The following is a 23,180-nucleotide window of genomic DNA, read 5'->3' on the forward strand; positions in this document are numbered from 1 at the left end:
GTCTCCAGGAAACGTGCAGGCAGGGGTGAGCGGGGGCGGGGTGTCTACGACCGGTGGAGCAGGCCGCTCATGGTGATCCGGTCGCCGCGGAAGCGGATGAACTCCAGGTCGACGGGGCGGCCGTCGGCGAGGTGAGTGAGGCGTTCCAGCATCAGTACGGCGGCGCCGCGCGGGGCCTGGAGTACGGCGGCGGAGTGGGCGTCCGCGGTCACCGCCTCCAGGGTGATCTCGGCGTGGCCGAGGCGTCGGCCGGTGATGGCTTCCAGGAGGCGGAAGACATCGGTGTTCTCCAGGTCGGCGCCGAGCAGCGCGGTGCCGATGTCGAGCGGGATGTAGGTGAGGTCGAGGGAGAGCGGGAGGCCGTTCAGGCGGCGCAGGCGTTCGATGTAGAGGACGTCGGCGCCGGCGGGGACGTGGAGGCGGTCGGCCACCGGGGCGGGTGCGGGGGCGGGGGCCATGGTGCGGACCTCGTTGATGACGCGGCCGTGTTCGCGGAGGGTTTCCGCGAGGCCCATCAAGCGGTCGAGCCCGTGCGGGTACTTCCGGGCGACGGCCACGGTGCCGACTCCGGGCAGCCGTTCCACCAGGCCCTCGGCCCTGAGGAGGTCCAGGGCCTGGCGGACGGTGTTGCGGGAGGCTCGGTAGTCGGCGGCGAGGGTGGACTCGTGGGGGAGGGGGCCGTTCTGGAAGGCGCCGGTGAGGATCTGGCGGCGCAGCAGGTCGGCGAGCTGCCTGGCCCGGTCCGCACGCAGCCGTCGACGCGCACGGTGGGCGGCGACGGTGGTCGCTGCGCCCTGACCGGCGTGGTCGCGGGGGCGGTCGGTGGGTGGCATGGCTGGAACCATACCGATGCGATAGGGAAAGGCGTGTTGCCGAAGTGTTGCGCCAGGTGAGGGAGCGTTGGATACCTCGCTGAGCTGCGGGTTTTCCTCCCCGGGCGGGAAGATCTGCCACCCGGCCGGGCGGTCAGGACAGTGCCGTCAGCCCCGGAGCGAACGTGATCAGCAGCGGCAGCAACGGCACCAGAGCGGCCACCGTGGTCGTCAGGGCGCGGTGCCGGCGCAGCAGCCGCGGCGGCGGCTCAAGCAGGCGGTCCACGCGTTCGCCGAGGAGGCGCCTGCTGGAGTCGCAGGACAGGACGCCCCGGTGCTGGTTCAGCTCGATCAGCGCGAGGGCCGTAGTGAGGTGCCCGCAGCGCCGGGACGCCGTGTCGTCGGCCGCGAGTTCCACCAGACGGTGCGTCTGGTCGCAGAAGTGGGCGAACAGCGGCACGCGCGGGAAGCCCGTGGCGAGCGCGGTGGACAGGTGCAGCAGCCAGTCGTGGTGGGCACGCGCGTGCCCGCGCTCGTGGGTGAGGACGGCGTCCAGCTGGTGGTCGGTGAGCCGGTGCAGTGCGCCGGTGGTGACGACCAGCTGCGGCGGGTGCCCCGGCATCCACCAGGCGTCCGGGTACTCGTCCTCCAGCACCAGCATGGGGCCGCGCGCCGCCGGCAGCCCGGCCGGCAGGTCGGGGGCGCGTTCGCGCAGTTGCGCACGGGCCTGGCCGCGGCTGCGCCGGGCCTCGACGAGTTCCCGGCCCAGCATCGCCGTCGTCCAGGCGGCCCCGCAGGCCAGCAGCACGGTGAGGGCGGCGGCCCATACCGGCGCGGCGGAGAGGTCGTAGGCGGCGGTGACGGAGGGCGGCGCGGGGGCGAACACGCGGTCGCGGACGGTGTGGAAGACGGCCGCCGTGCCCAGGATCAGTGCGGCCAGGCAGCACAGCAGGACCGTGGCGACCAGGCACTGCCACACCCACAGTGCGACCACGGGTTCCCGCTCGGGCCAGGCGGCACGGGTCAGCGCGCGTGGTGCCGGCAGGGCGGCCGTCAGGGCGACGACGCTCAGCAGGAGCAGGCAGACGGTCATGCCGGGGCTCCGGTTCCTGATCGGAGAGTTGTGCGGGTGACGGGTGGTGCGGGGCGACGCGCCGAGGGCGCGTCGCGTGGTGCGTGTCCGCCCAGTATGACGGTGCGGGGCGGCGCGAGGCAGTTCTCGGCGGTGATCCGTCCCGCAGTTCCTGCCGCCCGCTTCCTTCCCGCCGTCCGGCCCGCCTCCGGGAGCAGAGGTCTTATGTCCGAGGAGTCACCCGCGTCCCCGCGCCGCGCCGGGTCCGGATCAGGGACGCCGCCTCCAGTTCGCGGAAGGTACGAGCCACGGTGCCCGCCGCCAGGCCGAGGCCCGCGAGCGGCTGCCGTGGCTGCCGTACCGTCGGCGGCCGCTCGCCCTCGGTCAGCAGGCCGCTGCTGATCAGGGCGGGGATCTGCCGCGCCCAGCAGGGAGGTGGACACGACGTCCCCCCATGCGGCCACGATCGCCGGCGAGCGGTCGCGGCGGGACTGCTCGTTCCTGCCTACAAGGCGCCGCTCACCCCGACATCACTCACCCCGCTACGACCCGCCCGCTGACCTCCCCGAGTCCGACACGGCGCCCGTCCGCGCCGGGGGCCCAGGCCGACAGGGTCACCACGTCGCCGTCCTCCAGGAAGGTCCGCTTGCCATCGGGGAGATCGAGGGGGTCGCGGCCGTTCCAGGTCAGCTCCAGCAGCGAGCCGCGCTGGCGCTCCTCGGGGCCGCTCACCGTGCCCGAGCCGTACAGGTCGCCGGTGCGCAGCGAGGCGCCGTTCACCGTCATGTGGGCGAGCTGCTGGGCCGCGGTCCAGTACATGGTCGAGAAAGGCGGCTCGGAGACCACGTGGCCGTTGATCGCGACGGAGATACGCAGGTCGTAGCCGCCGGGCTCGATGCCGGGCGCCGAGTCGTCCAGATAGGGCAGCAGCGGGTGCGTGCGCTCCGGGGGCGCCACGCGCGCGTGCTCCAGTGCTTCCAGCGGCGTGATCCACGCCGACACCGAGGTCGCGAAGGACTTGCCGAGGAACGGGCCGAGGGGGACGTACTCCCAGGCCTGGATGTCCCGCGCGGACCAGTCGTTGAGCAGGCACAGCCCGAAGACGTGCTCGCGGAAGTCGGCCAGCGCGACCGGGCTGCCCATCTCGGAAGGCGCGCCCACGACGAAGCCGACCTCGGCCTCGATGTCCAGCCGGATCGACGGGCCGAAGACGGGCGCCGGGTCGGCCGGCGCCTTGCGCTGTCCGGACGGCCGTACGACGTCCGTGCCCGAGACGACCACCGTGCCGGAGCGGCCGTGGTAACCGATCGGCAGATGCTTCCAGTTGGGGGTGAGGGAGTCCTCGGCGTCCGGGCGGAAGATCCGGCCGACATTGCGGGAGTGGTTCTCCGAGGCGTAGAAGTCGACGTAGTCCGCCACCTCGAAGGGAAGGTGCAGGCTCACCTCGGACAGGGGGTGGAACAGCGGCTCGAGGGTCTCGCGGTGCGCGGGGTTCGTGACCCAGTCCGTGAGGGCGCGCCGCACCTCGGACCAGGTCGGACGGCCGGCGGCGAGCAGCTTGTTGAGGGTGGGCCGCGCGAGCAGCGCGTGGTGCGGCGAGCCGAGGGCGGCGGCTGCGGCGCCCGCGTCGAGGACGTGGTCCCCGAGCCGGACGCCGACCCTCCGCTCCGTGCTGCCGGAGGGCGAGAACACGCCATAGGGAAGGTTGTGCGGGCCGAAGGGGTCGCCCTCGGGGACGTCGAAGGGGGGCATGGGGTACTGCCTCACTCTCATCCAGGCCGTGCATGGCGCTCGTTCCATGTGGTCGCGCCACACGTTACGGCCGTGACGCGTGTCTTGGGCAGTGCCCCATGCGGTACCCCGAAGGGTGTCCGAAAGGTGCGTGTCGGAGGGTCTTCGAAAGGTTGCTCGCACCCTGTCTAAAGAGTTCGCAATGTCCGAATAGGCCTTGTCGGAGGCGGCAATTCCGGCTTAGCGTCCTTTGGGGACACGGACGGGGTGGGTCCGTTCCATTGGGGGGACACGTGGGGGGACCCGTGGCCGGAAACACCGTCGGTGTGCCGTTCGAGGCGGACCGGGACGTACCAGGACTGATCGTCAAGTTCGGCGACTATCCGCTGCACCACGGCGGCGTCGGTGCGATCCGCAGCCTGGGCCGGCTCGGCGTGCCCATGTATGCCATCACCGAGGACGCGTACACGCCCGCGGCCTCCTCGCGTTATCTGAAGAAGGCCTTCGTGTGGCCGACGACCGGCGCGGAGGACCCGGGCCACCTGGTCGAGGGCCTGCTGCGCATCGGCCGCCGCATCGGCCGCCCCGCTGTCCTGATCCCGACCGACGAAGAGGCCGCCGTACTGATCGCCGAGCACCAGGACGATCTGGCCGGATCCTTTCTGTTTCCGCGTGTCGACCCCGGGCTGCCGCGCCGCCTCGCCAGCAAGCAGGGCCTGCACGAACTGTGCGTGGAGCACGGCATCGCGAGCCCCGCGTCGGCGTTCCCGGAGTCGTACGAGGACATCGTCGCCTTCGCCGACACGGCCCGCTTCCCGGTGGTGGCCAAGAACCGCGAGGCGTTCGTGCGGCGCACACGGCCCGCGGTCGGCGGCACCACACGGATCGCCACCCGCGAAGGCCTGCTCGCCCTCGCCCGTGACTGGGGCGCGCAGCCGGGCGTGATCCTCCAGGAGTACCTGCCGCGCGAGGAGGCCGAGGACTGGATCGTGCACGCCTGCTTCGACCAGGACGCGAGCCCCCTCGCATTGTTCACCGGCGTCAAGGTCCGCTCATGGCCGCCGCACGCCGGCATGACGGCGAACGCGTACGTCGTCGACAACCCGGAACTCACCGACCTCGCCGCGCGTTTCATCAAACAGATCGGCTACAGCGGCATCATCGACCTCGACCTGCGCTTCGACCGGCGCGACGGACAGTACAAGCTCCTCGACTTCAACCCGCGCATGGGCGCCCAGTTCCGGCTGTTCGAGAACGAGTCGGGAGTGGACGTCGTACGCGCCATGCATCTGAACCTGACCGGCCGCCCCGTTCCGGAGGGGGAACAGCGCGCCGGCCACCGCTACATCGTGGAGAACATCGACCTCCCCGCCCTCCTCGCCTACCGCCGCAGCGGCTATACGACGCCGCACGCGCCGGCGAAGGCGAGCGGGACGGAGCTGGCCTGGCTCGCGGGTGACGACCCGCTGCCGTTCCTCACGATGCTCGCCCGCTTCGTGCGCCCGGGCGCGAAGCACCTCTATCAGCTGTGGCGGACCAACCGCCGCGGCAGCAGCACCACCTCCACGAAGTAGGCAAGGCCACCGAGAGTGGCGCACCGTGTCCTGGGGAGGGACTTCGTGACTCGACCGGTTGCAGTCATCGGGGCCGGGCCGTTCGGCCTGTCCACCGCCGCCCATCTGCGGGCGCGCGGCATCCCCGTCCGCGTCTTCGGCGACCCCATGGTCAGCTGGCGCGACCACATGCCCGAGGGCATGCTCCTGAAGTCGACGCCCGCCGCCTCGAACTTCGACTGCCCGCAGCCCGGCCACACCCTCGCCGACTACTGCGACGCGGCCGGGATCCGCCGCCTGGTGACCGACGAGGACATCATCCCGGCGGAGACGTTCATCGCCTACGGCGAGTGGTTCCAGCAGAAGCTGGTCCCCGAGCTGGAGCGGGTGCGGGTCGTCTCCGTCGACCGTGACAAGAGCGGCGGCTTCGAACTGAAGCTGGACTCGGGGGAGATGTTCACCGCGCGCGCGGTCGTCGTCGCCACCGGCCTGTCGGGCCTGGCGCACCTCCCGGCGGAGCTCGCGGGAGCCGCGGCCGACGGACCGGCGCCCACGGGTCCGGTCTCGCACAGCTCCCAGCATCACGACCTGAGCCGGTTCGCCGGCAAGGGGCTGATCGTGGTCGGTGCCGGCCAGTCCGCGCTGGAGACGGCGGCGCTCGCCGCGGAGGCAGGGGCACGCGTGCGTGTGGTCGCCCGCGGCCGCGGCCGGGTCGCCTTCGGCGCCCCGCCCTGGGACCAGCCGAAGCTGCGCCCCGAGTCCCCCTTCGGCAACGCCTGGTCGCTGTGGGCGCTCAGCTACTACCCGCACCCCTACCGCTATCTGCCCGAGGCCACCCGCCACTACCTGGTCCGCCGCGTCCTCGGACCGCTCGGCGCATGGTGGCTGCGCGAGCGCTTCGAGAGCGCCGTGCAGGTGCAGGATGTCGAGCGGGTCGTGGCCGCCGAGGCGCCGGACGGCAGCCCCGTCCTCACCGTCCGCACCCACGGCGGACAGGCCGAGCGGCTCACCGCCGACCACATCATCGCCGCCACCGGCTACCGCGTCGACATAGCGGCGATGGACTTCCTCGGTCATGAACTGCGCACCCGGCTCGCGGTGAGCCGCGGCACGCCGAAGCTCGGTTCCGGCTTCGTCTCGTCCGTCCCCGGCCTGTACTTCACCGGTCTGCCGGCGGCGTCGTCGTACGGCCCGGTGATGCGTTTCGTCTGCGGTACGGAGTTCGCCTCCCCACGCCTGGCGAAACACCTGGCGGCGGCCCACGGCTGAAGCCTACGGCCCCCTCATCTAGGGCCTGGCAGGCACCACTTGGGGACGATCAGTACGTAAGTGCCCAGGGTCACAAGGTGAGTCGGCGGGGCGCGGTATCCGTATTCTCTGATCATGGCAGCCTCCCCCGCGTATTCACTGATCGCCACCGACCTGGACGGAACACTGCTGCGCGGCGACGACACCGTCTCCGACCGGTCGCTCGCCGCGCTCGCGCGGGTGGCGCGGGCCGGTGCCCGGCACCTGGTGGTGACGGGCCGCCCGGCCCCGCGGGTACGGCCCCTCCTCGAGCTCCTCGGCTACACGGGGCTCGCGGTGTGCGGGCAGGGCGCACAGGTCTACGACGCCGCGTCCGGCCGTCTGCTGTGGTCGGTCCGGCTGGACCGGGAGCTGGCCGAGACCGCGCTCGGCAAGATCGAGGCCGAGGTGGGGCAGGTCTACGCGGCGGTCGACCAGGACGGCGTCGACGGGCTCACGCTCATCGAACCCGGCTATCGGATGCCGCACCCGACCCTGCCCGCGGTGCGGGTCGGCCGGCGCGACGACCTGTGGTGCGAGCCCATCAGCAAGGTGCTGCTGCGCCATGCCGCCCTGTCCGACGACGAGTTGGCGGCCGTCGCGCGCGCGGTGGTGGGCTCGCTGGCGACGGTCACCATGTCGGGGCCGGGGACGGTGGAGCTCCAGCCGTCCGGGGTGACCAAGGCGACCGGTCTCGCGCTCGCCGCCGAGCGGCTCGGGATCGCCGCGCAGGAGGCCCTGGCGTTCGGCGACATGCCCAATGACATCCCGATGTTCGACTGGGCCGGACACGGGGTCGCCATGGCCAACGCGCACCCCGAACTCAAGGCGGCGGCCGACGAGGTCACTCTGTCGAACGAGGACGACGGCATCGCCGTCGTCCTCGAAAAACTGTTCCCGACCGACTGACCGGCACATCAGTATCCGGCCGTCCGGGAAGACGCGGCGGCCGCCCCGCACGCCCCGTCCGTCAGGTGCGGGAACGTGCCGGGCGGCCGATGCCGTGCCGCTTCACCGAGGCGCGGCCGGACAGGCGGTCCCGCCGGTCCTCGGGGACTGTCAGTACGCGCTGAACACGTTGTCGATCGACCCGTACCGCGCGGCGGCGTAGTTGCAGGCCGCGGTGATGTTGGCGACCGGGTCGTAGGGGGAGAACGCGGTGCCGGCCACGTGGTAGGCGTTGAAGGTCGGGTCGATCACCTGGAGCAGGCCCTTGGACGGGGTGCCGGCGGCGGCGTTGGAGTCCCAGTTGTTGATGGCGAACGGGTTGCCGGAGGACTCCCGCATGATGTTGCGGTAAATGCCGTTGTAGCTGCCCGGGATGCCCTTCTGGGCCATGATCGCGAGCGACTCGCGGATCCAGCCGTCGAGGTTGTTCGGGTACCCGGCGACGGTGGTGGAGGCCGTCGTGGCGGCCGTGGGGGTGGCCGCGGAGGCACTGGTGGCGCCGATGAGCGGCAGGGCGAGGACGCCGGCACCGGTGCCGGCGACGGCGAGGGTGCGGAAGAGACGGCTGGTCCGGGTACGGCGGGGCTGAGCGGCAGCAGACATGGGGAATTCCTCTCCGGCGCCTGCGAGGTGAGCTGTCGGGTTCGGGCGGGGAGGTGCCCGGCCGTGCCCGGGAAGGCACGGCTTCACCCCTAGCCGTTCCGGTGCGACGTGTGCCGTCCGGTCCGGCGACTTACCTGGGTCCCCCGCTCCTGCCGTACGAATGAGTTCGTCGATGGGTTACGCGGGCGGCGGCAGGATTAGGCGTCCGCCCGACGGCCCGGAACGTATGCGAGAGCACATGTCCGGAACAAGTGCCGGAGTCACACAACGTGCCATTTGACCTTGGTCTGTGCCGTATGTGGTGCTTGATCCTTTGCGGTTGCCAACCCTCAAGTCGCCGACGGGGCAAGGGGGAAGGGTGGTTCGGCGGGGTCGGGGCACCGATGGGCCTTCGTGACCCAACTCACGAAATAGCAAAGTATTTCAAATCGGACATGAGGGATTCGGGTGGATCGGCCGGGTGGTGGAAGCCGTGATGCGATGCCCGTCGTTGTCCTGATGGCCGCAGTGATCGCGGCGGCCGCCGTGTCATGCATGATCGTCGCGGCGTGGAGGGGGGTGTCGGCGTTACTCCGCTCGCCCCTCGGTTCGCGACAAAGTGTGCGGATTCCTGTTAAGTCGATAAATGTCCGTTCTTACCACTTGATCAAAAACATACCGGCCATGATTCGATACCGCCCGGGCTGGACCGGTGGGCGCTATCGGTGATCGAAAGAGGACCGGATACGCTGACTTGAGTGATGGCAGCGACCTATCGACAAACCGTGTAATCGCCAGCAGACACCAGCAGACAGGAGACCCCTCGTGACCGTCGTCGGGCCGTTCGGGCTGAGCGTGCGGGACCAGGCTCTGGAAGCCGATGTCCAGGCCGGATTGGCGGCTGTCGAGGAAGGCTTGCTCGAGGCCACCAAGAGCGAGGTCCCGTTCATCACGGAGGCCGCGCAGCACCTCGTTCGGGCCGGCGGGAAGCGGTTCCGGCCGCTGCTCGTGATGCTCGCGGCCCAGTTCGGCGACCCCTACGCGCCGGGTGTCGTGCCGTCGGCCGTGGTCGTGGAGCTGACCCATCTGGCCACGCTGTACCACGACGACGTCATGGACGAGGCCGCGGTGCGGCGCGGCGTGGACAGCGCCAACACCCGCTGGGGCAACTCCGTCGCGGTCCTCACCGGCGACTTCCTCTTCGCGCGCGCCTCCCAGATCCTCGCCGACCTCGGTCCGGAGGCGGTCCGGGTGCAGGCCCTCGCGTTCGAGCGGCTGGTCACGGGCCAGATCCTGGAGACCGCCGGCCCCTCGGACGGCCGCGACCCGGTCGAGCACTACCTGGACGTGCTCGGCGGCAAGACGGGCTCGCTGGTGGCGGTGTCGTGCCGGTTCGGCGCGATGATGTCCGGCGCCGACGAGACGGTCGTCGACGTGCTCACCCAGTACGGCGAGCGGCTCGGGGTCGCCTTCCAGCTCGCCGACGACGTCCTGGACATCGCCTCCGACTCGCACGAGTCCGGCAAGACCCCGGGCACCGACCTGCGCGAGGGCATCCCGACCCTGCCCGTGCTCCGGCTGCGCGAGCGCGCCGCCCGCCTCGGTCTGGCCGAGGACATCGCGCTGTGCGAGCTGCTCGACTCCGACCTCAGCGACGACGCCCGGCACGCCGAGGCACTGGCCGGGCTGCGCACGCACCCCGCGCTGGAGCAGGCCCGCCGGGACACGGTCCGGTACGCGGAGGAGGCCCGCGCGGCGCTGGCACCGCTGCGGGAATGCGACGCCAAGGCCGCGCTGATGGAGCTGTGCGACGCGGTGGTGCACCGCGCGGGCTGAGCCCGGCCGCCTGGTGCGGTACGCCTTCCGGTGGCGGGCCGGCTGAACCCTCGCCGCCTGCGGCGCCATGCCTGCGGCGCACGCCTTCGGCGTGGGGTCGGCTGACAGCCCGGCTGCCTGTCGCGGCACGCCTTCCGGCTCGGTCGGCTGACTGCGGGTGTCCGCCGCGCCGCGGCTCCCCGGCGCCGCGTCGGCCGACCCCCGGCTGCCTGCCGCACCACACCATCCGGCCCGTGCCGGGCTGACCCCGGCTCGCCGCCGTACCGCGTCTCCGGACGCTGCATCGGCCGACCTCGGCCGCCCGCCGAGCTACGTCCTCCGGCCGCCCGCCGAGCTATACCCTCCGGTCGGCCGCTGAGCTCCGCCCGCTGGTCGGTCGCCGAGCTCCGCCCTCCGGCCGCCCGCCGAGCCACGCCCACCGGTCACCCATCGAGCCACGCCCACCGGTCACCTATCGAGCCACGCCCGCCGAGCCACGTCCTGCGGCCCCGCGGCCATCCGCCGAGCCGTGACCTCCGCCGCCCCCGGCTGCCCGCCACACTCGGCACCCCCGGTGCAACCAGCCGCACGAGCCCAGGCGACCCCGTCCGGCTCCGCCCGTTCCGGTGAGACCCTTACGGGTCGGGGGAGTCGTTGCCCCTACGTGTCATACCGCAGGCGTACACGGAGTTGGCTCCGTGGTCTGACGCTTCCTCATGGCCGATTTGGTGAGATGGAAGCCACGGAAATCACCACTCCTCACCGATTCGGGTGAGAATGGCGGCTCTGGTGGACCAGCGTGAGGACAGCCGCCGCCGACGACGGAGGTAAGGCACACATGGCACCGTACGAATCCGACGACGCAGTGGACGCCGCGCGAGGGGACGTCGCGCGGGACGCGGCCCCGCACGCCGGACGCCGCAAGGCCGCCCGCTACGCGGTCCCGGTCGCGGTGGTGGGGGTGGCGGCGGCCACGATCGGGCTGGTCCCGGCGCTCGCCGCCTCCGGTGACCCCGACCTGCCCAAGATCACCGCACAGCAGCTCATCGAGAAGATCGCCAAGTCGGACGTGCAGCAGCTGTCCGGCACCGTGCGGATCAACACCGACCTCGGCCTGCCCAACCTCGGCGGCCTGGAGGACAGCCTGGCCTCCGGCGCAGCCAAGGGCTCCGGCGACGGCTCCTCCGCCGACCCGCAGTCCAAGCTCACCTCGCTGGTCTCCGGCACGCACACGCTGCGCGTGGCCGCCGACGGCCCCGAGAAGCAGAAGCTGTCGCTGCTGGAGAGCGGTTCCGAGTACAGCCTCATCCACAACGGCAAGAACGTGTGGGGCTACGACAGCAAGAGCAACGAGGTCTCTCACGGCACCTCGGCCGACTCCGGCAAGGAGCGCAAGGCCGAGCCCCCGGCCACGCCGAAGGACTTCGCCGACCAGGCGCTGAAGTCGGTGGACGACACCACGTCCGTCACCGTCGACGGCACCGAGCGGGTGGCCGGCCGCGACGCCTACAAGCTGCTGATCAAGCCCCGGCAGTCCGGCACGACGGTCGGCGCGATCAGCATCGCCGTCGACGCGAAGACGGGCATGCCGCTGAAGTTCACGCTGACGCCGAAGAGCGGCGGAGCCGCCGTCCTCGACGCGGGCTTCACGCAGGTCTCCTTCGCCGAACCGGCCGCGTCCACCTTCGACTTCACCCCGCCCAAGGGCGCGAAGGTGACGGAGGAGAAGCGGGACCCCGCGGCGCGGGAGCACGCTCCGAAGGCCGGCGAGGGCTTCCTCCAAGGCCACGACGGGGGCACCGTTCTCGGCAAGGGCTGGACGTCCATCGCCACCTTCGACACCGGCTCCAAGGCCGGCCTGCCCACCGGCGGCTCCAGGGCCGGTGACCTCGGCGGCTTCCTCGGCTCGATCGGCGACAAGGTCTCCGGCAAGTTCGGCAAGGGCACGGTCTTCTCCACCCGCCTGGTCAACGCCCTGATCACCGACGACGGCAAGGTCTACGCCGGCGCGGTGACCAAGGACGCCCTGGTGAAGGCGGCGAACGAGGGGAAGTGATCCGGTCCGGGCACTACGGGCCGTGATCGTGCGTTGACCCTTCAGGGAGTGCGGATCGAGGGGGAGCCGATGGACGGACCGTCCGCCACGGAGCGGGACGCGGGGGCCACGGGGGAGGCCGGGGACGCCGAACGGCGTGCCCCGGACCGGGCGGAGGCGAGTGTCATCGTCACCCGCGGCCTCACCAAGCGCTACCGCGGTGGACAGCTCGCCGTCGACGGCCTCGACCTGACCGTCCCGGCGGGCAGCGTCTTCGGCTTCCTCGGACCGAACGGCTCGGGCAAGACCACCACCATCCGCATGCTGATGGGCCTGATCGAGCCGACGGCGGGCACCGCCCGCGTGCTGGGCCGCCCGATGCCCCGGGCGGCCCGTGCCGTCCTGCCGCAGGTCGGCGCGCTCATCGAGGGCCCGGCCCTGTACGGCTTCCTCTCCGGCCGGGACAACCTGCTGCGCTACGACGCCGCCGACCCGACCGCCGACCCCCGCACCCGGCGTGTCCGCGTCGCCGCCGCCCTGGACCGGGTGGGCCTCGGGGCGGCAGCGGGCAAGAAGGCGAAGGCGTACTCGCTCGGTATGAAACAGCGCCTCGGTCTCGCCGCCGCGCTGCTCCAGCCGCGCCGGCTGCTCGTCCTGGACGAGCCCACCAACGGCCTCGACCCGCAGGGCATGCGCGAGATCCGCACCCTGATCCGGGAGCTGGCCGCCGACGGCACGACCGTCTTCCTCTCCTCCCACCTCCTCGACGAGATCGAGCAGGTCTGCACCCACGCGGCGGTCATGGCGCGGGGCCGGCTCGTCACCCAGGGCCTGGTGGCCGACCTGGCCGCCGGGGCGCGCGGCCGGCTCGTGGTGACCACCCCGGATCCGGCCGAGGCGGCCCGGGTGCTGAAGGAACAGGGCGCCGGTGATGTCACCGCCGACGGCGACCGGGTCACCGGTGAACCACCCGCGCGGGACCTCGCCGAGGTGAACGCGGCCCTGGTCGCGGCGGGGATCCGGGTCCGCGGGTTCACGGTCGAACGGGCCTCGCTGGAGGACGCGTTCGTGGCACTGACGGGGGAGGGTTTCGATGTCGCGGGCTGAGACGGCCCCCGGATCCCAGACAGCCCCCGGATCCGAGGCGGCCCCCGGATCCGATACGGTCCCGGTCTCCGCCGTACGCCGGCCGAGTCCTGTGTGGACGTTCGGGCTGCTGCGCAGCGAACTGGTCATGACCGTCCGCCGCTGGCGCACGCTCGCCCTGCTCGGGGTGCTGGCCTCGGTGCCGGTGCTGGTCGGGATCGCCGTGAAGATCCAGACGCGGGGCGGTGGCGCGGCGGACCACAGCGGCCAGGGCCCGGCGTTCATCACGCAGATCACCAACAACGGCCTGTTCCTGGTGTTCACGGCGCTGGCCGCGACCCTGCCGTTCTTCCTGCCGATGGCCGTCGGGGTCGTAGCGGGCGACGCGATAGCCGGCGAGGCGGGCGCGGGCACCCTGCGCTATCTGCTGGTCGCCCCGGCGGGGCGTACCCGGCTGCTGCTCACCAAGTACACGACCGTGATGGCCTTCTGTGTGCTCGCCACGCTGGTCGTGGCCGTCTCGGCGCTGGCCGTGGGCGCGCTGCTGTTCCCGCTGGGCGACCTCACGACCATATCCGGCACCCGGATCAGCTTCACCGAGGGTCTCGGCCGGGCATTGCTGATAGCCCTGGTGGTCGCGGCTTCACTGGTCGGCGTGGCGGCGCTCGGCCTGTTCGTGTCGACCCTCACGGGCAGCGGCATCGCGGCGATGGCGACCACGGTCGGTCTGCTCATCACCGTCCAGATCCTCGACCAGATACCCCAGTTGCACGCGCTCCAGCCGTACCTCTTCTCGCACTACTGGCTGTCCTTCGCCGACTTGATGCGCGACCCCGTCTACTGGGACGACCTGGTGAGGAACCTCGGCCTCCAGGCGCTGTACGCGGCCGTGTTCGGCTCGGCGGCCTGGGCGCGGTTCACGACGAAGGACATCAGCGCATAGGCCCCGTCAGGTGCTGTGGTACGGGAAGCGGGCGAGGGGCGCGTCCTGTGTGAAGAACGTCTTCGCGCGCGTCAGCGCGTCGGTGTCCTTCAGGACGTCACCGGGCGCGGTGCCGTTGCCGAGCAGTACTCCGCCGAAGCGCATCCCCATGTAGGCGGCGGAGTTGTTGAGCGTGCCGACATAAGGGTCGGCGACGGACGTCTCGTCGTGCGCCAGCGCGGCGATGCCCCAGAGCGTGCGGCCGGCCAGGGTCGCCTTGAAGTCGACGCCGGGGATGCGCAGCCAGCCCGACCAGTGGTCCAGGTAGCGCTTGGTGAGGCCGGACACCGAGTACCAGTACAGCGGCGAGGCGATCACGATGTCGGTGGCCGCGAGCGTGGCGTCCAGCAGCAGACCGGCGGTGCTGTCCGCCGACGGCCGTACGTGCTCGCTGTCGTGCCGCAGGTCCGCGAAGTCGGGCAGCGGGTGCTCGGCCAGGCGGATCCAGCGCTGTTCGACGTCACCGGGCAGTTGCTCGGCCGCCGCGCGGGCCAGCAGCTCGGTGTTGCCCTCGGCGCGGGCGCTGCCCAGGACGAAGAGGAAACGACGGCTCATGGGTCCCCCAGGTGTGTGCTGTCGTACGGTCGATAAAGGCGTATGCATTTTATGCACACGCAAGCAATTCGCGCCAGGGTGTTTCAGGGTGCGGCTGGTGCGAGGCTGTGACGCTGCGGTGACGCGGAAGCCGAAGGGAACCGACACACTGGTTGGCAGGACGCGTACGACCGGATCGTGACGCCGGGGGAGCGAGGGAAAACCGATGTCTCGACTCAGCTTCGAGAAGAAGCGGGCGCAGCAGCCCGCGGCGCATCCGGCGGTGGTGGCCGTCCGGGTGTTCGGCGCGGGAGGTGCGTCGGTGGGCGGGACGACGGTGGTGGCGGAGCCCGGCCAGGAGATCCAGCAGGCCGTGCTCAACCACCTCCAGCGCCTCGCCATCAGCCTCGGTGCCCCCATAAGCGCCACGATCCACGACGACCTCGCGGGCTGCGTGGTTCCCCTGGAGGTCTCGGCGGACGGCTCCAGCCGGGTCACGGGGAAGGCGGTACGGGTGGCTCCGCCGGGGGGCGTGAGCGAGGTGCCTTCGCGCGCGGGGACGCCGGATGTACCCCCGGCGAAGCGGCCGGAGCCCGTGCCGGCCGGGACGGTGCAGGCGCCGACGGGACAGTTCGGCCCCCCGCCGGTCATGTCGGTGGGTCAGGCCCCGGCGCCCGTCACCGAAACCGCGGCGCCCGCGCCCGTCCCCACGGCCGCAGTCCCGGAGCCCGCGCCGATTCCCGCGGCTGTTGTCGCGGAGCTTGCGCCGATTCCCGCGCCCGTTGCCCCGGAGCCCGCGCCGCTTCCCGCGGCCGCAGTCCCGGAGCCCGCGCCGCTTCCCACGGCCCTCATCCCGGAGTTCGAGCCCGCCCCCGCGGCCTCCGCATCCACTGCCACACCCACCCCGCCCCGAGGGTTCGACGCCGTCGCCGAGGAGGTGCTCGGGGACGGGCCCGTGACCGAGACCGCGGAGGGCGCCGAATTGCTCGCCGAGCCGATGGCACGGATCAACGAGGCCGTGCGAGCCGGTCGTATCGAGGCGGCGGCGGACCTCGCCGACCGTACGGTCGCCGAGGCGACCACCATGCTGGGCCCCCGCCACGCCGAGGTGCTGCACCTGCGCGAACTGTCCGCCTACATCGCCTACTTGGGGGGCGAGCCGGTCCGGGCCTTCCAGCAGTCCCTGGACCTCGCCCGGCTGCGCCGGCAGGCGCGGGACACGGAGGCCGCGTACGGCAACGTACAGAGCGCGGCGACCGCGTGGCGCGCCGTGCGTGATCCCGAGGAAGGGCTGCGGCTGGGCCGCGACCTGATCGAGCTGTGGACGGACCTCACCACCGAGCCGGGGCCCGCCGCCGCAGACCCGGGCCCCCTGGAGTCCGCCCGCGCCCGCATGGTCCGCCTCACCGACCGAGCGGCACGCGCGGCACAGCCGTAACGGCTGCACCCGCGCAACGCCGCACGACCCCGTCTACCCACACACTCCCGCCTATTGCAGGCAGAATTCATTGCCTTCCGGGTCCGTCATCACCAGCCACTCCCCACCGCGCTCCTTCACCTCGCGCACCACCCGCGCGCCCAGTGCCTCCAGTCGCGCCGCCTCCGCCGCGCGCCGCTCCGGGCCGGGATGCAGGTCGAGGTGGAGGCGGTTCTTCACGGTCTTCGGCTCGGGCACGCGCTGGAACAGCAGCCGCCGCCCGAGCCCGGTGCCGGTCTCCGGGTCGTACGGGTCGTCGGGGTGCCGTACGGCGATCAGGTCACGGAAGGCGGGCCGGCCGTGGTACTCGACCGTGGCCTCGCCGGGCAGCGCGCCGGCAGACAGCAGGCGTTCGATCAGCGCGCTGTTGTCCTCGGCCGTGTAGTGCAGCGCGGCGGCCCAGAAGTCGGCCTGCGTGTGCGGGTCGGCCGCGTCGATGACGAGTTTCCAGTGCAAGGGTGCGGGCGTCTGTGTCGACATGGTCGTCACTTATAGCGCGCGGCACTGACAATGGCCGCCCAGCAGCCGTACAGCACTGCACAGCGGCCGCACACCAGCCGTACAGCAGCCGTGCAGCAGCCGTCAGGCGTCCACCGCGGCGGACTCGGTCCGCTCGGCGCACGCCACCACAACGGATCCCCGCGCCCGCCGCGCGGAGCGCAGCGCGTCGCCCGTGAGTAGGAGCAGCGCCAGCCAGACCAGGGCGAAGCCGGCCCAGCGCTCGGGCGGCATGGCCTCGTGGAAGTAGAGGACGCCGCACAGGAACTGGAAGACGGGGGCCAGGTACTGCAGCAGGCCCAGCGTGGACAGGGGCACGCGGATCGCCGCCGCGCCGAAGCAGACGAGCGGCAGCGCGGTGACGACACCGGTGGAGGCGAGGAGGGCGGCGTGCCCGGCGCTGTCGTTCAGAAAGCTCGCGTCGCCGTGCGCGGCGAGCCACAGCAGATAGCCGAGCGCGGGCAGGAACTGGACAGCGGTCTCGGCGGCCAGCGACTCGACCCCGCCGAGGCCGACCTTCTTCTTGACCAGGCCGTAGGTGGCGAAGGAGAAGGCGAGGACGAGCGAGATCCACGGCGGGCGGCCGTAGCCGACGGTCAGGACGAGGACGGCGGCGAAACCGGTCGCGACCGCCGCCCACTGCACGGGCCGCAAGCGCTCCTTCAGCAGCAGCACGCCCATCGCGATGGTCACCAGCGGGTTGATGAAGTACCCGAGGGAGGACTCGACCACATGGCCGGAGTTCACGGCCCAGATGTAGACGCCCCAGTTCACGGTGATGACGGCGGCGGCCACCGCGACGAGCCCCAGCCGGCGCGGCTGGCGCAGCAGCTCTCCGGCCCAGGCCCAGCGCCGCACGAACAGCAGCGCGACGGCGACGACGACCAGGGACCACACCATGCGGTGGGCAAGGATCTCCACCGCCCCGGCGGGTTTCAACAGGGGCCAGAACAGGGGCACCAGGCCCCACAGACCGTACGCGACGAAGCCGTTCAGCAGGCCTGCCCGGTGCTCACCCTTGGACTCCGCTGCCACAGCCCCTCCCTCTCACGTCAGACACGCGAGAAAGAAGGTAGCGCCGGGCACCCCCGCCTGTCATGTGTGTATCGGCATACGGTCATGACAGGCGGGGGTGGTCCCGGAGAGAGCTGCCGTTGTGGCGGACGGATCAGCCCTTGAGCGCGGCGGCGACCGCCTCCGCCAGCGGGGTGGTCGGACGGCCGGTCAGGCGCGACAGGTCGCCGGAGGAGATCACCAGCTCGCCCTTCTCGACCGAGACGTCCACGCCGGCCAGGATCGCGGCCAGCGGCCCGGGCAGCCCGGCGCCGGTCAGGATGCCGGCGAAGGCCTCGACGGAGACCGGGTTGTAGACGATCTCCTTGCCGGTCTGCCGGCTCAGCTCGGCCGCGTACTCGGCGAAGCCGAACGCCTCGTCGCCGCCCAGCTCGTACGTCTTGTTCTCGTGGCCCTCGCCGGTCAGCACCGCGACCGCGGCGGCGGCGTAGTCGGCGCGGGAGGCGGCGGAGATCCGGCCGTCACCGGCGGCCTGGACGACGGCGCCGTGCTCCAGCACCGGGGCCAGGTTCTCGGTGTAGTTCTCGAAGTACCAGCCGTTGCGCAGCAGGGTGTACGGCAGGCCGGAGGCGAGCAGTGCCTCCTCCGTCGCCCGGTGGTCGTCCGCGAGCGCGGCTGTGAGGCTGCCCGGGGCGCTGGTGTACGCGAGCAGCGCCACGCCGGCCGCCTTCGCCGCGTCGATGACGACCCTGTGCTGCTGTACCCGGCCCTTGTCGAACTCGTTGCCGGAGATCAGCAGCACCTTGTCGCCGGCGGCGAACAGGTCGTCGAAGGTCTCGGGCGTGTTGTAGTCGGCGACGGCCAGCCTCACCCCGCGGGCCGCGAAGTCGGCGGCCTTCGTCTCGTCGCGCACGACGGCGGTGATCTGCTCCGCCGGAACCTTCTCCAGCAGCTGCTCCACTACGTGCCGGCCGAGGTGTCCGGTGGCTCCGGTGACGACGATGCTCATGATTGCGATCTCCTTCTCGGGTGCGTCTATCGCTAACCCTAAGAGGGGCGCTAACTGTTGGAAAGTACCCACTTTGAAGTAAGGTACAGGCATGTCGGTAAGTGAGTGGAAGGGCGGCGGCGAGGCCATGTGCCCCCAGCGCCTGGTCCTGGAGCACGTCACCAGCCGGTGGGGGGTGCTGGTGCTGATCCAGCTCCTCGACCGCCCGTACCGCTTCAGCGAACTGCGCCGCGCGATCGGTCGCGTCAGCGAGAAGATGCTCACGCAGACCCTCCAGACCCTGGAGCGCGACGGTCTTGTCCACCGGGACGCCAAGCCCGTCATCCCGCCGCGCGTCGACTACTCCCTCACGGACCTCGGCCGCGAGGCGGCGGAGCAGGTGCGGGCGCTGGCGCAGTGGACCGCGCAGCGCATGGACGACGTGCTCAGCGCCCGTCGGGCATACGACGAGGCCCGGGAAATCCAGTCCCGGGCCTCGTGAGCGACAAGCCTTGCAATGGACGAGCCTTGCAATAGGCGAGCCTTGCACATAGAGGAGCCTTGCAATGGGCGACGGCGGCCTCAGCCGACGACGGTCCAGGTGTCGCCGCCGGCGAGCAGTGCGGCGAGGTCGCCCTTGCCCTTCTGTTCGATCGCGGTGTCGAGCTGGTCGGCCATGGCGGTGTCGTAGACGGGCCGGTCGATGTCGCGGAAGACGCCGATGGGGGTGTGGTGCAGGGTGTCGGGGTCGGCGAGCCGGGAGAGGGCGAAGGCGGTCGTCGGGGACGCGGCGTGGGCGTCGTGGACGAGGATGTCCTCCTGGTTCTCGTCCGTCACCGTGACGACCTCCAGGTCACCGGTGGACCGGTTGCGTACGACCCCACGTGAACCGTCCGCCCCGAAGCGGATCGGCTGTCCGTGTTCCAGGCGGATCAGTGTCTCCTGGGCCTGCTGGTTGTCCTTGAGGGCGTCGAAGGCGCCGTCGTTGAAGATGTTGCAGTTCTGGTAGATCTCGATCAGGGCGGTGCCGGGGTGGTCGGCGGCCTGGCGCAGGACCTCGGTGAGGTGTTTGCGGTCGGAGTCGATGGTGCGGGCGACGAAGGAGGCTTCCGCGCCGATGGCCAGGGACACCGGGTTGAAGGGGGCGTCCAGGGAGCCCATCGGGGTGGACTTGGTGATCTTGCCCAGTTCGGAGGTCGGGGAGTACTGGCCCTTGGTCAGGCCGTAGATCCGGTTGTTGAAGAGCAGGATCTTGAGGTTGACGTTGCGGCGCAGGGCGTGGATGAGGTGGTTGCCGCCGATGGAGAGGGCGTCGCCGTCGCCGGTGACGACCCACACGGACAGATCCCGCCTGCTGGTGGCCAGGCCGGTGGCGATGGCGGGGGCGCGGCCGTGGATGGAGTGCATCCCGTAGGTGTTCATGTAGTACGGGAAGCGGGAGGAGCAGCCGATGCCGGAGACGAAGACGATGTTCTCCTTGGCCAGTCCCAGTTCGGGCATGAAGCCCTGGACGGCGGCGAGGATGGCGTAGTCACCGCAGCCGGGGCACCAGCGCACCTCCTGGTCGGTTTTGAAGTCCTTCATCGACTGCTTGGCCTCGGCCTTGGGGACCAGCTGCAGCAGCCCGTTGGTGGCGTCAGTCATCGATGGCCTCCTTCAGAGCGGCGGCGAGCTGTTCCGCCTTGAACGGCATGCCGTTGACCTGGTTGTAGGAGTGGGCGTCGACCAGGTATCTGGCCCGGATCAGGGTGGCGAGCTGGCCGAGGTTCATCTCCGGGATCACCACCTTGTCGTACCCCTTCAGCACGCTTCCGAGGTTGCGGGGGAAGGGGTTGAGGTGGCGCAGATGGGCCTGCGCGATCGACTCACCGGCGCCGCGCAGCCGCCGTACCGCGGCCGTGATCGGCCCGTACGTCGAGCCCCAGCCCAGCACCAGCGTGCGCGCGCCGTCGGGGTCGTCGACCTCGACGTCCGGAACGTCGATGCCGTCGATCTTGGCCTGGCGGGTGCGGACCATGAAGTCGTGGTTGGCCGGGTCGTAGGAGATGTTGCCCGTGCCGTCCTGCTTCTCGATGCCGCCGATGCGGTGCTCCAGACCCGGCGTGCCCGGAACGGCCCACGGCCGGGCCAGGGTCTTGGGATCCCGCTTGTAGGGCCAGAACACCTCACTGCCGTCGGCAAGCGTGTGATTGGCGCTGGTGGCGAACTGCACCCGCAGATCGGGCAGTTCGTCCAGCTCCGGGATCCGCCACGGCTCGGAGCCGTTGGCCAGGTAGCCGTCGGAGAGCAGCATCACCGGTGTGCGGTAGGTCAGCGCGATCCTCGCCGCCTCCAGAGCGGCATCGAAGCAGTCCGCCGGAGTGCGCGGCGCGACGATGGGGACCGGTGCCTCGCCGTTGCGGCCGAACATCGCCTGCAACAGATCCGCCTGCTCGGTCTTGGTCGGCAGCCCCGTCGACGGGCCGCCACGCTGGATGTCCACCACCAGCAGCGGCAGCTCCAGCGACACCGCGAGACCGATCGTCTCGCTCTTCAACGCCACACCGGGACCGGAGGTCGTGGTCACCGCGAGCGAGCCGCCGAACGCCGCACCCAGAGCCGCGCCGATCCCGGCGATCTCGTCCTCCGCCTGGAAGGTGCGCACACCGAAGTTCTTGTGCCGGCTCAGCTCGTGCAGGATGTCCGAGGCCGGCGTGATCGGGTACGAGCCCAGGAACAGCGGCAGGTCCGCCTGCTGCGAGGCCGTGACCAGGCCGTAGGCCAGCGCCAGGTTGCCGGAGATGTTGCGGTAGGTACCCACCGGGAAGGCCTTGGTGGCCGGGGCGACCTCGAAGGAGACCGCGAAGTCCTCCGTCGTCTCACCGAAATTCCAGCCTGCCCTGAACGCCGCGATGTTCGCCGCCATGATCTCGGGCTTCTTCGCGAACTTCGACTTCAGGAACTTCTCCGTGCCCTCCGTGGGCCGGTGATACATCCACGACAGCAGACCGAGGGCGAACATGTTCTTGCTGCGCTCGGCCTCCTTGCGGGAGAGGTCGAACTCCTTCAGCGCCTCCACCGTGAGCGTGGTCAACGGCACCGGGTGCAGGCTGTAGCCGTCCAGCGAGCCGTCCTCCAAAGGGGAGACGGCATAGCCCACCTTCTGCAGGGCACGCTTGGTGAACTCGTCCGTGTTCACGATGATCTCCGCACCCCGCGGCAGATCCCCGACATTCGCCTTCAACGCCGCCGGATTCATCGCCACCAGCACGTTCGGCGCGTCACCCGGCGTGAGGATGTCATGATCAGCGAAGTGCAGCTGGAAACTGGAGACACCCGGCAGGGTGCCGGCGGGCGCACGGATCTCGGCGGGAAAGTTCGGCAGCGTGGAGAGGTCATTACCGAAGGACGCGGTCTCCGAGGTGAACCGGTCACCCGTGAGCTGCATACCGTCACCCGAGTCCCCCGCGAACCGGATGATCACTCGGTCCAGACGCCGCACATCCTTCGCGCCGCCGGGTTTGCGCTGCTCTCCGACGACAGATCCGTCGGTCTGCTCCGTTGGGCTACTGACCTGGCTGGTCACTGAACTGGACCTCCTTCGAGGCGGCTGTCCGGGCCTGGTCGTGCCACGGACCATCCCAGATCAACCCTACGTCGGTTAGGGTCGCCTTCCCGAGGCGATCCGCGGATTGGACGGCATTTTCGAGCCGGCCTGTAGCGCTTTCGAGTGTGCTCCAGCGCTCTTGAGCCGGCCTGGAGCGTGCTCACACCAGGTACAGCGCCGACGCGTCGGACTTCCTTCCCGGTTCCCTCCTCCGGTCTTCCATCCGGGCACCCTCGCTCTCCCGTGGAAGCCGGACGATCCGACACCTTGCCGACACAGTGTCCGTCGATCAGGAGTTCAGATAGGTCAGCACCGCCAGAACACGCCGGTGGTCCCCGTCGCTCGGGGCCAGGCCGAGCTTCAGGAAGATGTTGCTGACGTGCTTCTCCACGGCTCCGTCGCTCACCACCAGCTGCCGGGCGATCGCCGAGTTCGTGCGCCCCTCCGCCATCAGCCCGAGCACCTCGCGCTCCCGCGGGGTCAGCCCCGCCAGCACGTCCTGCTTGCGGCTGCGGCCGAGCAGCTGCGCGACCACCTCCGGGTCCAGCGCCGTACCGCCCTCGGCCACCCGCACCACCGCGTCCACGAACTCGCGCACCTCGGCGACCCGGTCCTTGAGTAGATAGCCCACACCCCGGCTGGAACCGGCCAGCAGCTCGGTGGCGTAGCGCTCCTCCACGTACTGCGACAGCACCAGCACCCCGAGCCCCGGGTACGCCTTCCGCAGCCGTACGGCCGCCCGTACGCCCTCGTCGGTGTGCGTCGGCGGCATCCGTACGTCCGCCACCACCACGTCGGGCAGCGCGTCCTGCGCCTGAAGGTCGGCGACGGTCTTGACCAACGCCTCCGCGTCCCCGACGCCGGCCACGACATCGTGCCCGCGGTCGGTCAGCAGCCGGGTCAGGCCCTCCCTGAGCAGCACTGAGTCCTCGGCGATGACCACCCGCACCCTGTCCTCCACGATCTTTCGGCCCCCCAAGCCCGATCCCGCTCTCCGACGGCACTCGTCCGTACGGAGGTCCCGTATGCGGGTCCAGCATTCCAGCATTCGGTACGCGCCGCCGCCCCACCCCGGAATACCGGCCGGTACGGGGCCTGTTCGGAACCATGACCATGCGGGCGATCGCGTTCAAGGAGACCGGTGTCGGGGGCGAGTGGGGGCCGGTGGGGTGATGTCCGG

The 23,180-nt window shown here is 71.1% G+C and carries 20 protein-coding genes and 1 riboswitch; of the genes, 9 read left to right on the forward strand and 11 right to left on the reverse strand.

The annotated features are described in order from the left end of the window. Positions 1 to 44: 44 nt before the first annotated feature. From ACWC0C_RS24045 to fahA, 3 genes are all read right to left on the reverse strand, one after another. Positions 45 to 833, reverse strand: coding sequence for a GntR family transcriptional regulator (locus ACWC0C_RS24045; RefSeq protein ID WP_450865775.1), 789 nt, complete (start codon positions 831 to 833; stop codon positions 45 to 47). Between the two features lie 133 nt (positions 834 to 966). Further along, positions 967 to 1,905 (reverse strand): M56 family metallopeptidase, encoded by a 939-nt coding sequence (locus ACWC0C_RS24050; protein WP_450865776.1) that lies wholly within the window; start codon positions 1,903 to 1,905, stop codon positions 967 to 969. Between the two features lie 513 nt (positions 1,906 to 2,418). Beyond that, complete coding sequence (gene fahA / locus ACWC0C_RS24055) at positions 2,419 to 3,636, reverse strand: fumarylacetoacetase (RefSeq protein WP_450865778.1); 1,218 nt, start codon at positions 3,634 to 3,636, stop codon at positions 2,419 to 2,421. A gap of 305 nt (positions 3,637 to 3,941) precedes the next feature. Here fahA and ACWC0C_RS24060 point away from each other — a divergent pair, with 305 nt between their 5' ends. The 3 genes from ACWC0C_RS24060 to ACWC0C_RS24070 all read left to right on the forward strand — a co-directional run bounded on the left by ACWC0C_RS24060 (position 3,942) and on the right by ACWC0C_RS24070 (position 7,364). Then, positions 3,942 to 5,189: a carboxylate--amine ligase gene (locus tag ACWC0C_RS24060; RefSeq protein WP_450865815.1), complete on the forward strand. Its 1,248-nt coding sequence runs from the start codon at positions 3,942 to 3,944 to the stop codon at positions 5,187 to 5,189. Positions 5,190 to 5,234: 45 nt separating this feature from the next. After that, on the forward strand, positions 5,235 to 6,437 hold the full coding sequence (locus ACWC0C_RS24065; RefSeq protein WP_450865779.1) for an FAD-dependent oxidoreductase: 1,203 nt from the start codon (positions 5,235 to 5,237) through the stop codon (positions 6,435 to 6,437). A gap of 114 nt (positions 6,438 to 6,551) precedes the next feature. Continuing rightward, on the forward strand, positions 6,552 to 7,364 hold the full coding sequence (locus ACWC0C_RS24070; RefSeq protein WP_449196356.1) for an HAD family hydrolase: 813 nt from the start codon (positions 6,552 to 6,554) through the stop codon (positions 7,362 to 7,364). A 150-nt stretch (positions 7,365 to 7,514) separates the two neighbouring features. Here ACWC0C_RS24070 and ACWC0C_RS24075 read toward each other — a convergent pair whose 3' ends face one another. Beyond that, entirely contained in the window at positions 7,515 to 8,006 is a 492-nt protein-coding gene (locus ACWC0C_RS24075) for a transglycosylase SLT domain-containing protein (RefSeq protein WP_450865781.1), read from the reverse strand. A gap of 4 nt (positions 8,007 to 8,010) precedes the next feature. Beyond that, a riboswitch (cyclic di-AMP (ydaO/yuaA leader) is annotated at positions 8,011 to 8,188 on the reverse strand. Positions 8,189 to 8,810: 622 nt separating this feature from the next. Here ACWC0C_RS24075 and ACWC0C_RS24080 point away from each other — a divergent pair. The 4 genes from ACWC0C_RS24080 (at position 8,811) to ACWC0C_RS24095 (ending at position 13,864) form a co-directional block, all read left to right on the forward strand. Then, entirely contained in the window at positions 8,811 to 9,821 is a 1,011-nt protein-coding gene (locus tag ACWC0C_RS24080) for a polyprenyl synthetase family protein (protein ID WP_449196354.1), read from the forward strand. Between the two features lie 817 nt (positions 9,822 to 10,638). Beyond that, positions 10,639 to 11,856 (forward strand): LolA family protein, encoded by a 1,218-nt coding sequence (locus ACWC0C_RS24085; protein ID WP_450865783.1) that lies wholly within the window; start codon positions 10,639 to 10,641, stop codon positions 11,854 to 11,856. 69 nt (positions 11,857 to 11,925) lie between these two features. Further along, positions 11,926 to 12,942 carry an ABC transporter ATP-binding protein gene (locus tag ACWC0C_RS24090; RefSeq protein ID WP_450865784.1) on the forward strand — a complete coding sequence of 339 codons (1,017 nt, stop codon included), beginning with the start codon at positions 11,926 to 11,928 and terminating at the stop codon, positions 12,940 to 12,942. Continuing rightward, the gene (locus ACWC0C_RS24095; RefSeq protein WP_450865786.1) at positions 12,929 to 13,864 is read left to right on the forward strand and encodes an ABC transporter permease; all 936 of its coding nucleotides are present in this window, start codon (positions 12,929 to 12,931) and stop codon (positions 13,862 to 13,864) included. The genes ACWC0C_RS24090 and ACWC0C_RS24095 overlap by 14 nt, the downstream gene beginning before the upstream one ends. A gap of 6 nt (positions 13,865 to 13,870) precedes the next feature. On the opposite strand, the gene ACWC0C_RS24100 is transcribed toward ACWC0C_RS24095, so the two are convergent. After that, a complete protein-coding gene (locus tag ACWC0C_RS24100) occupies positions 13,871 to 14,458 on the reverse strand; it encodes a flavodoxin family protein (RefSeq protein ID WP_450865788.1) in 588 nt (195 codons plus the stop codon). A gap of 205 nt (positions 14,459 to 14,663) precedes the next feature. On the opposite strand from ACWC0C_RS24100, the gene ACWC0C_RS24105 reads away from it, so the two are divergent. Then, positions 14,664 to 15,875 carry a hypothetical protein gene (locus ACWC0C_RS24105; RefSeq protein ID WP_450865789.1) on the forward strand — a complete coding sequence of 404 codons (1,212 nt, stop codon included), beginning with the start codon at positions 14,664 to 14,666 and terminating at the stop codon, positions 15,873 to 15,875. 51 nt (positions 15,876 to 15,926) lie between these two features. On the opposite strand, the gene ACWC0C_RS24110 is transcribed toward ACWC0C_RS24105, so the two are convergent. The 3 genes from ACWC0C_RS24110 to ACWC0C_RS24120 form a co-directional block, all read right to left on the reverse strand. Then, positions 15,927 to 16,394, reverse strand: a complete 468-nt coding sequence (locus ACWC0C_RS24110; protein ID WP_449196348.1) for a VOC family protein — start codon at positions 16,392 to 16,394, stop codon at positions 15,927 to 15,929. 102 nt (positions 16,395 to 16,496) lie between these two features. Next, positions 16,497 to 17,447, reverse strand: coding sequence for an EamA family transporter RarD (gene rarD / locus ACWC0C_RS24115; protein ID WP_450865791.1), 951 nt, complete (start codon positions 17,445 to 17,447; stop codon positions 16,497 to 16,499). Positions 17,448 to 17,580: 133 nt separating this feature from the next. After that, complete coding sequence (locus ACWC0C_RS24120; RefSeq protein WP_449196346.1) at positions 17,581 to 18,435, reverse strand: SDR family oxidoreductase; 855 nt, start codon at positions 18,433 to 18,435, stop codon at positions 17,581 to 17,583. Positions 18,436 to 18,526: 91 nt separating this feature from the next. On the opposite strand from ACWC0C_RS24120, the gene ACWC0C_RS24125 reads away from it, so the two are divergent. Next, entirely contained in the window at positions 18,527 to 18,916 is a 390-nt protein-coding gene (locus ACWC0C_RS24125) for a winged helix-turn-helix transcriptional regulator (protein ID WP_449196345.1), read from the forward strand. Between the two features lie 80 nt (positions 18,917 to 18,996). On the opposite strand, the gene ACWC0C_RS24130 is transcribed toward ACWC0C_RS24125, so the two are convergent. From ACWC0C_RS24130 to ACWC0C_RS24140, 3 genes are all read right to left on the reverse strand, one after another. Further along, positions 18,997 to 20,058 (reverse strand): 2-oxoacid:ferredoxin oxidoreductase subunit beta, encoded by a 1,062-nt coding sequence (locus ACWC0C_RS24130; RefSeq protein WP_449196344.1) that lies wholly within the window; start codon positions 20,056 to 20,058, stop codon positions 18,997 to 18,999. After that, the gene (locus ACWC0C_RS24135; RefSeq protein ID WP_450865794.1) at positions 20,051 to 21,979 is read right to left on the reverse strand and encodes a 2-oxoacid:acceptor oxidoreductase subunit alpha; all 1,929 of its coding nucleotides are present in this window, start codon (positions 21,977 to 21,979) and stop codon (positions 20,051 to 20,053) included. The genes ACWC0C_RS24130 and ACWC0C_RS24135 overlap by 8 nt, the downstream gene beginning before the upstream one ends. A 310-nt stretch (positions 21,980 to 22,289) precedes the next feature. Then, positions 22,290 to 22,949 carry a LuxR C-terminal-related transcriptional regulator gene (locus ACWC0C_RS24140; protein WP_450865816.1) on the reverse strand — a complete coding sequence of 220 codons (660 nt, stop codon included), beginning with the start codon at positions 22,947 to 22,949 and terminating at the stop codon, positions 22,290 to 22,292. Positions 22,950 to 23,180: the final 231 nt, after the last annotated feature.

The sequence above is a fragment of the Streptomyces sp. NPDC001709 genome (assembly GCF_053596375.1).

Bases quoted from the DNA above. Each gene is read 5' to 3' on its own strand.
- ACWC0C_RS24045 (WP_450865775.1), bottom strand. From the start codon at position 833: ATGCCACCCACCGACCGCCCCCGCGACCACGCCGGTCAGGGCGCAGCG.
- ACWC0C_RS24050 (WP_450865776.1), bottom strand. From the start codon at position 1,905: ATGACCGTCTGCCTGCTCCTGCTGAGCGTCGTCGCCCTGACGGCCGCC.
- fahA (WP_450865778.1), bottom strand. From the start codon at position 3,636: ATGCCCCCCTTCGACGTCCCCGAGGGCGACCCCTTCGGCCCGCACAAC.
- ACWC0C_RS24070 (WP_449196356.1), top strand. From the start codon at position 6,552: ATGGCAGCCTCCCCCGCGTATTCACTGATCGCCACCGACCTGGACGGA.
- ACWC0C_RS24075 (WP_450865781.1), bottom strand. From the start codon at position 8,006: ATGTCTGCTGCCGCTCAGCCCCGCCGTACCCGGACCAGCCGTCTCTTC.
- ACWC0C_RS24085 (WP_450865783.1), top strand. From the start codon at position 10,639: ATGGCACCGTACGAATCCGACGACGCAGTGGACGCCGCGCGAGGGGAC.
- ACWC0C_RS24090 (WP_450865784.1), top strand. From the start codon at position 11,926: ATGGACGGACCGTCCGCCACGGAGCGGGACGCGGGGGCCACGGGGGAG.
- ACWC0C_RS24095 (WP_450865786.1), top strand. From the start codon at position 12,929: ATGTCGCGGGCTGAGACGGCCCCCGGATCCCAGACAGCCCCCGGATCC.
- ACWC0C_RS24100 (WP_450865788.1), bottom strand. From the start codon at position 14,458: ATGAGCCGTCGTTTCCTCTTCGTCCTGGGCAGCGCCCGCGCCGAGGGC.
- ACWC0C_RS24105 (WP_450865789.1), top strand. From the start codon at position 14,664: ATGTCTCGACTCAGCTTCGAGAAGAAGCGGGCGCAGCAGCCCGCGGCG.
- ACWC0C_RS24110 (WP_449196348.1), bottom strand. From the start codon at position 16,394: ATGTCGACACAGACGCCCGCACCCTTGCACTGGAAACTCGTCATCGAC.
- ACWC0C_RS24120 (WP_449196346.1), bottom strand. From the start codon at position 18,435: ATGAGCATCGTCGTCACCGGAGCCACCGGACACCTCGGCCGGCACGTA.
- ACWC0C_RS24125 (WP_449196345.1), top strand. From the start codon at position 18,527: ATGTCGGTAAGTGAGTGGAAGGGCGGCGGCGAGGCCATGTGCCCCCAG.
- ACWC0C_RS24130 (WP_449196344.1), bottom strand. From the start codon at position 20,058: ATGACTGACGCCACCAACGGGCTGCTGCAGCTGGTCCCCAAGGCCGAG.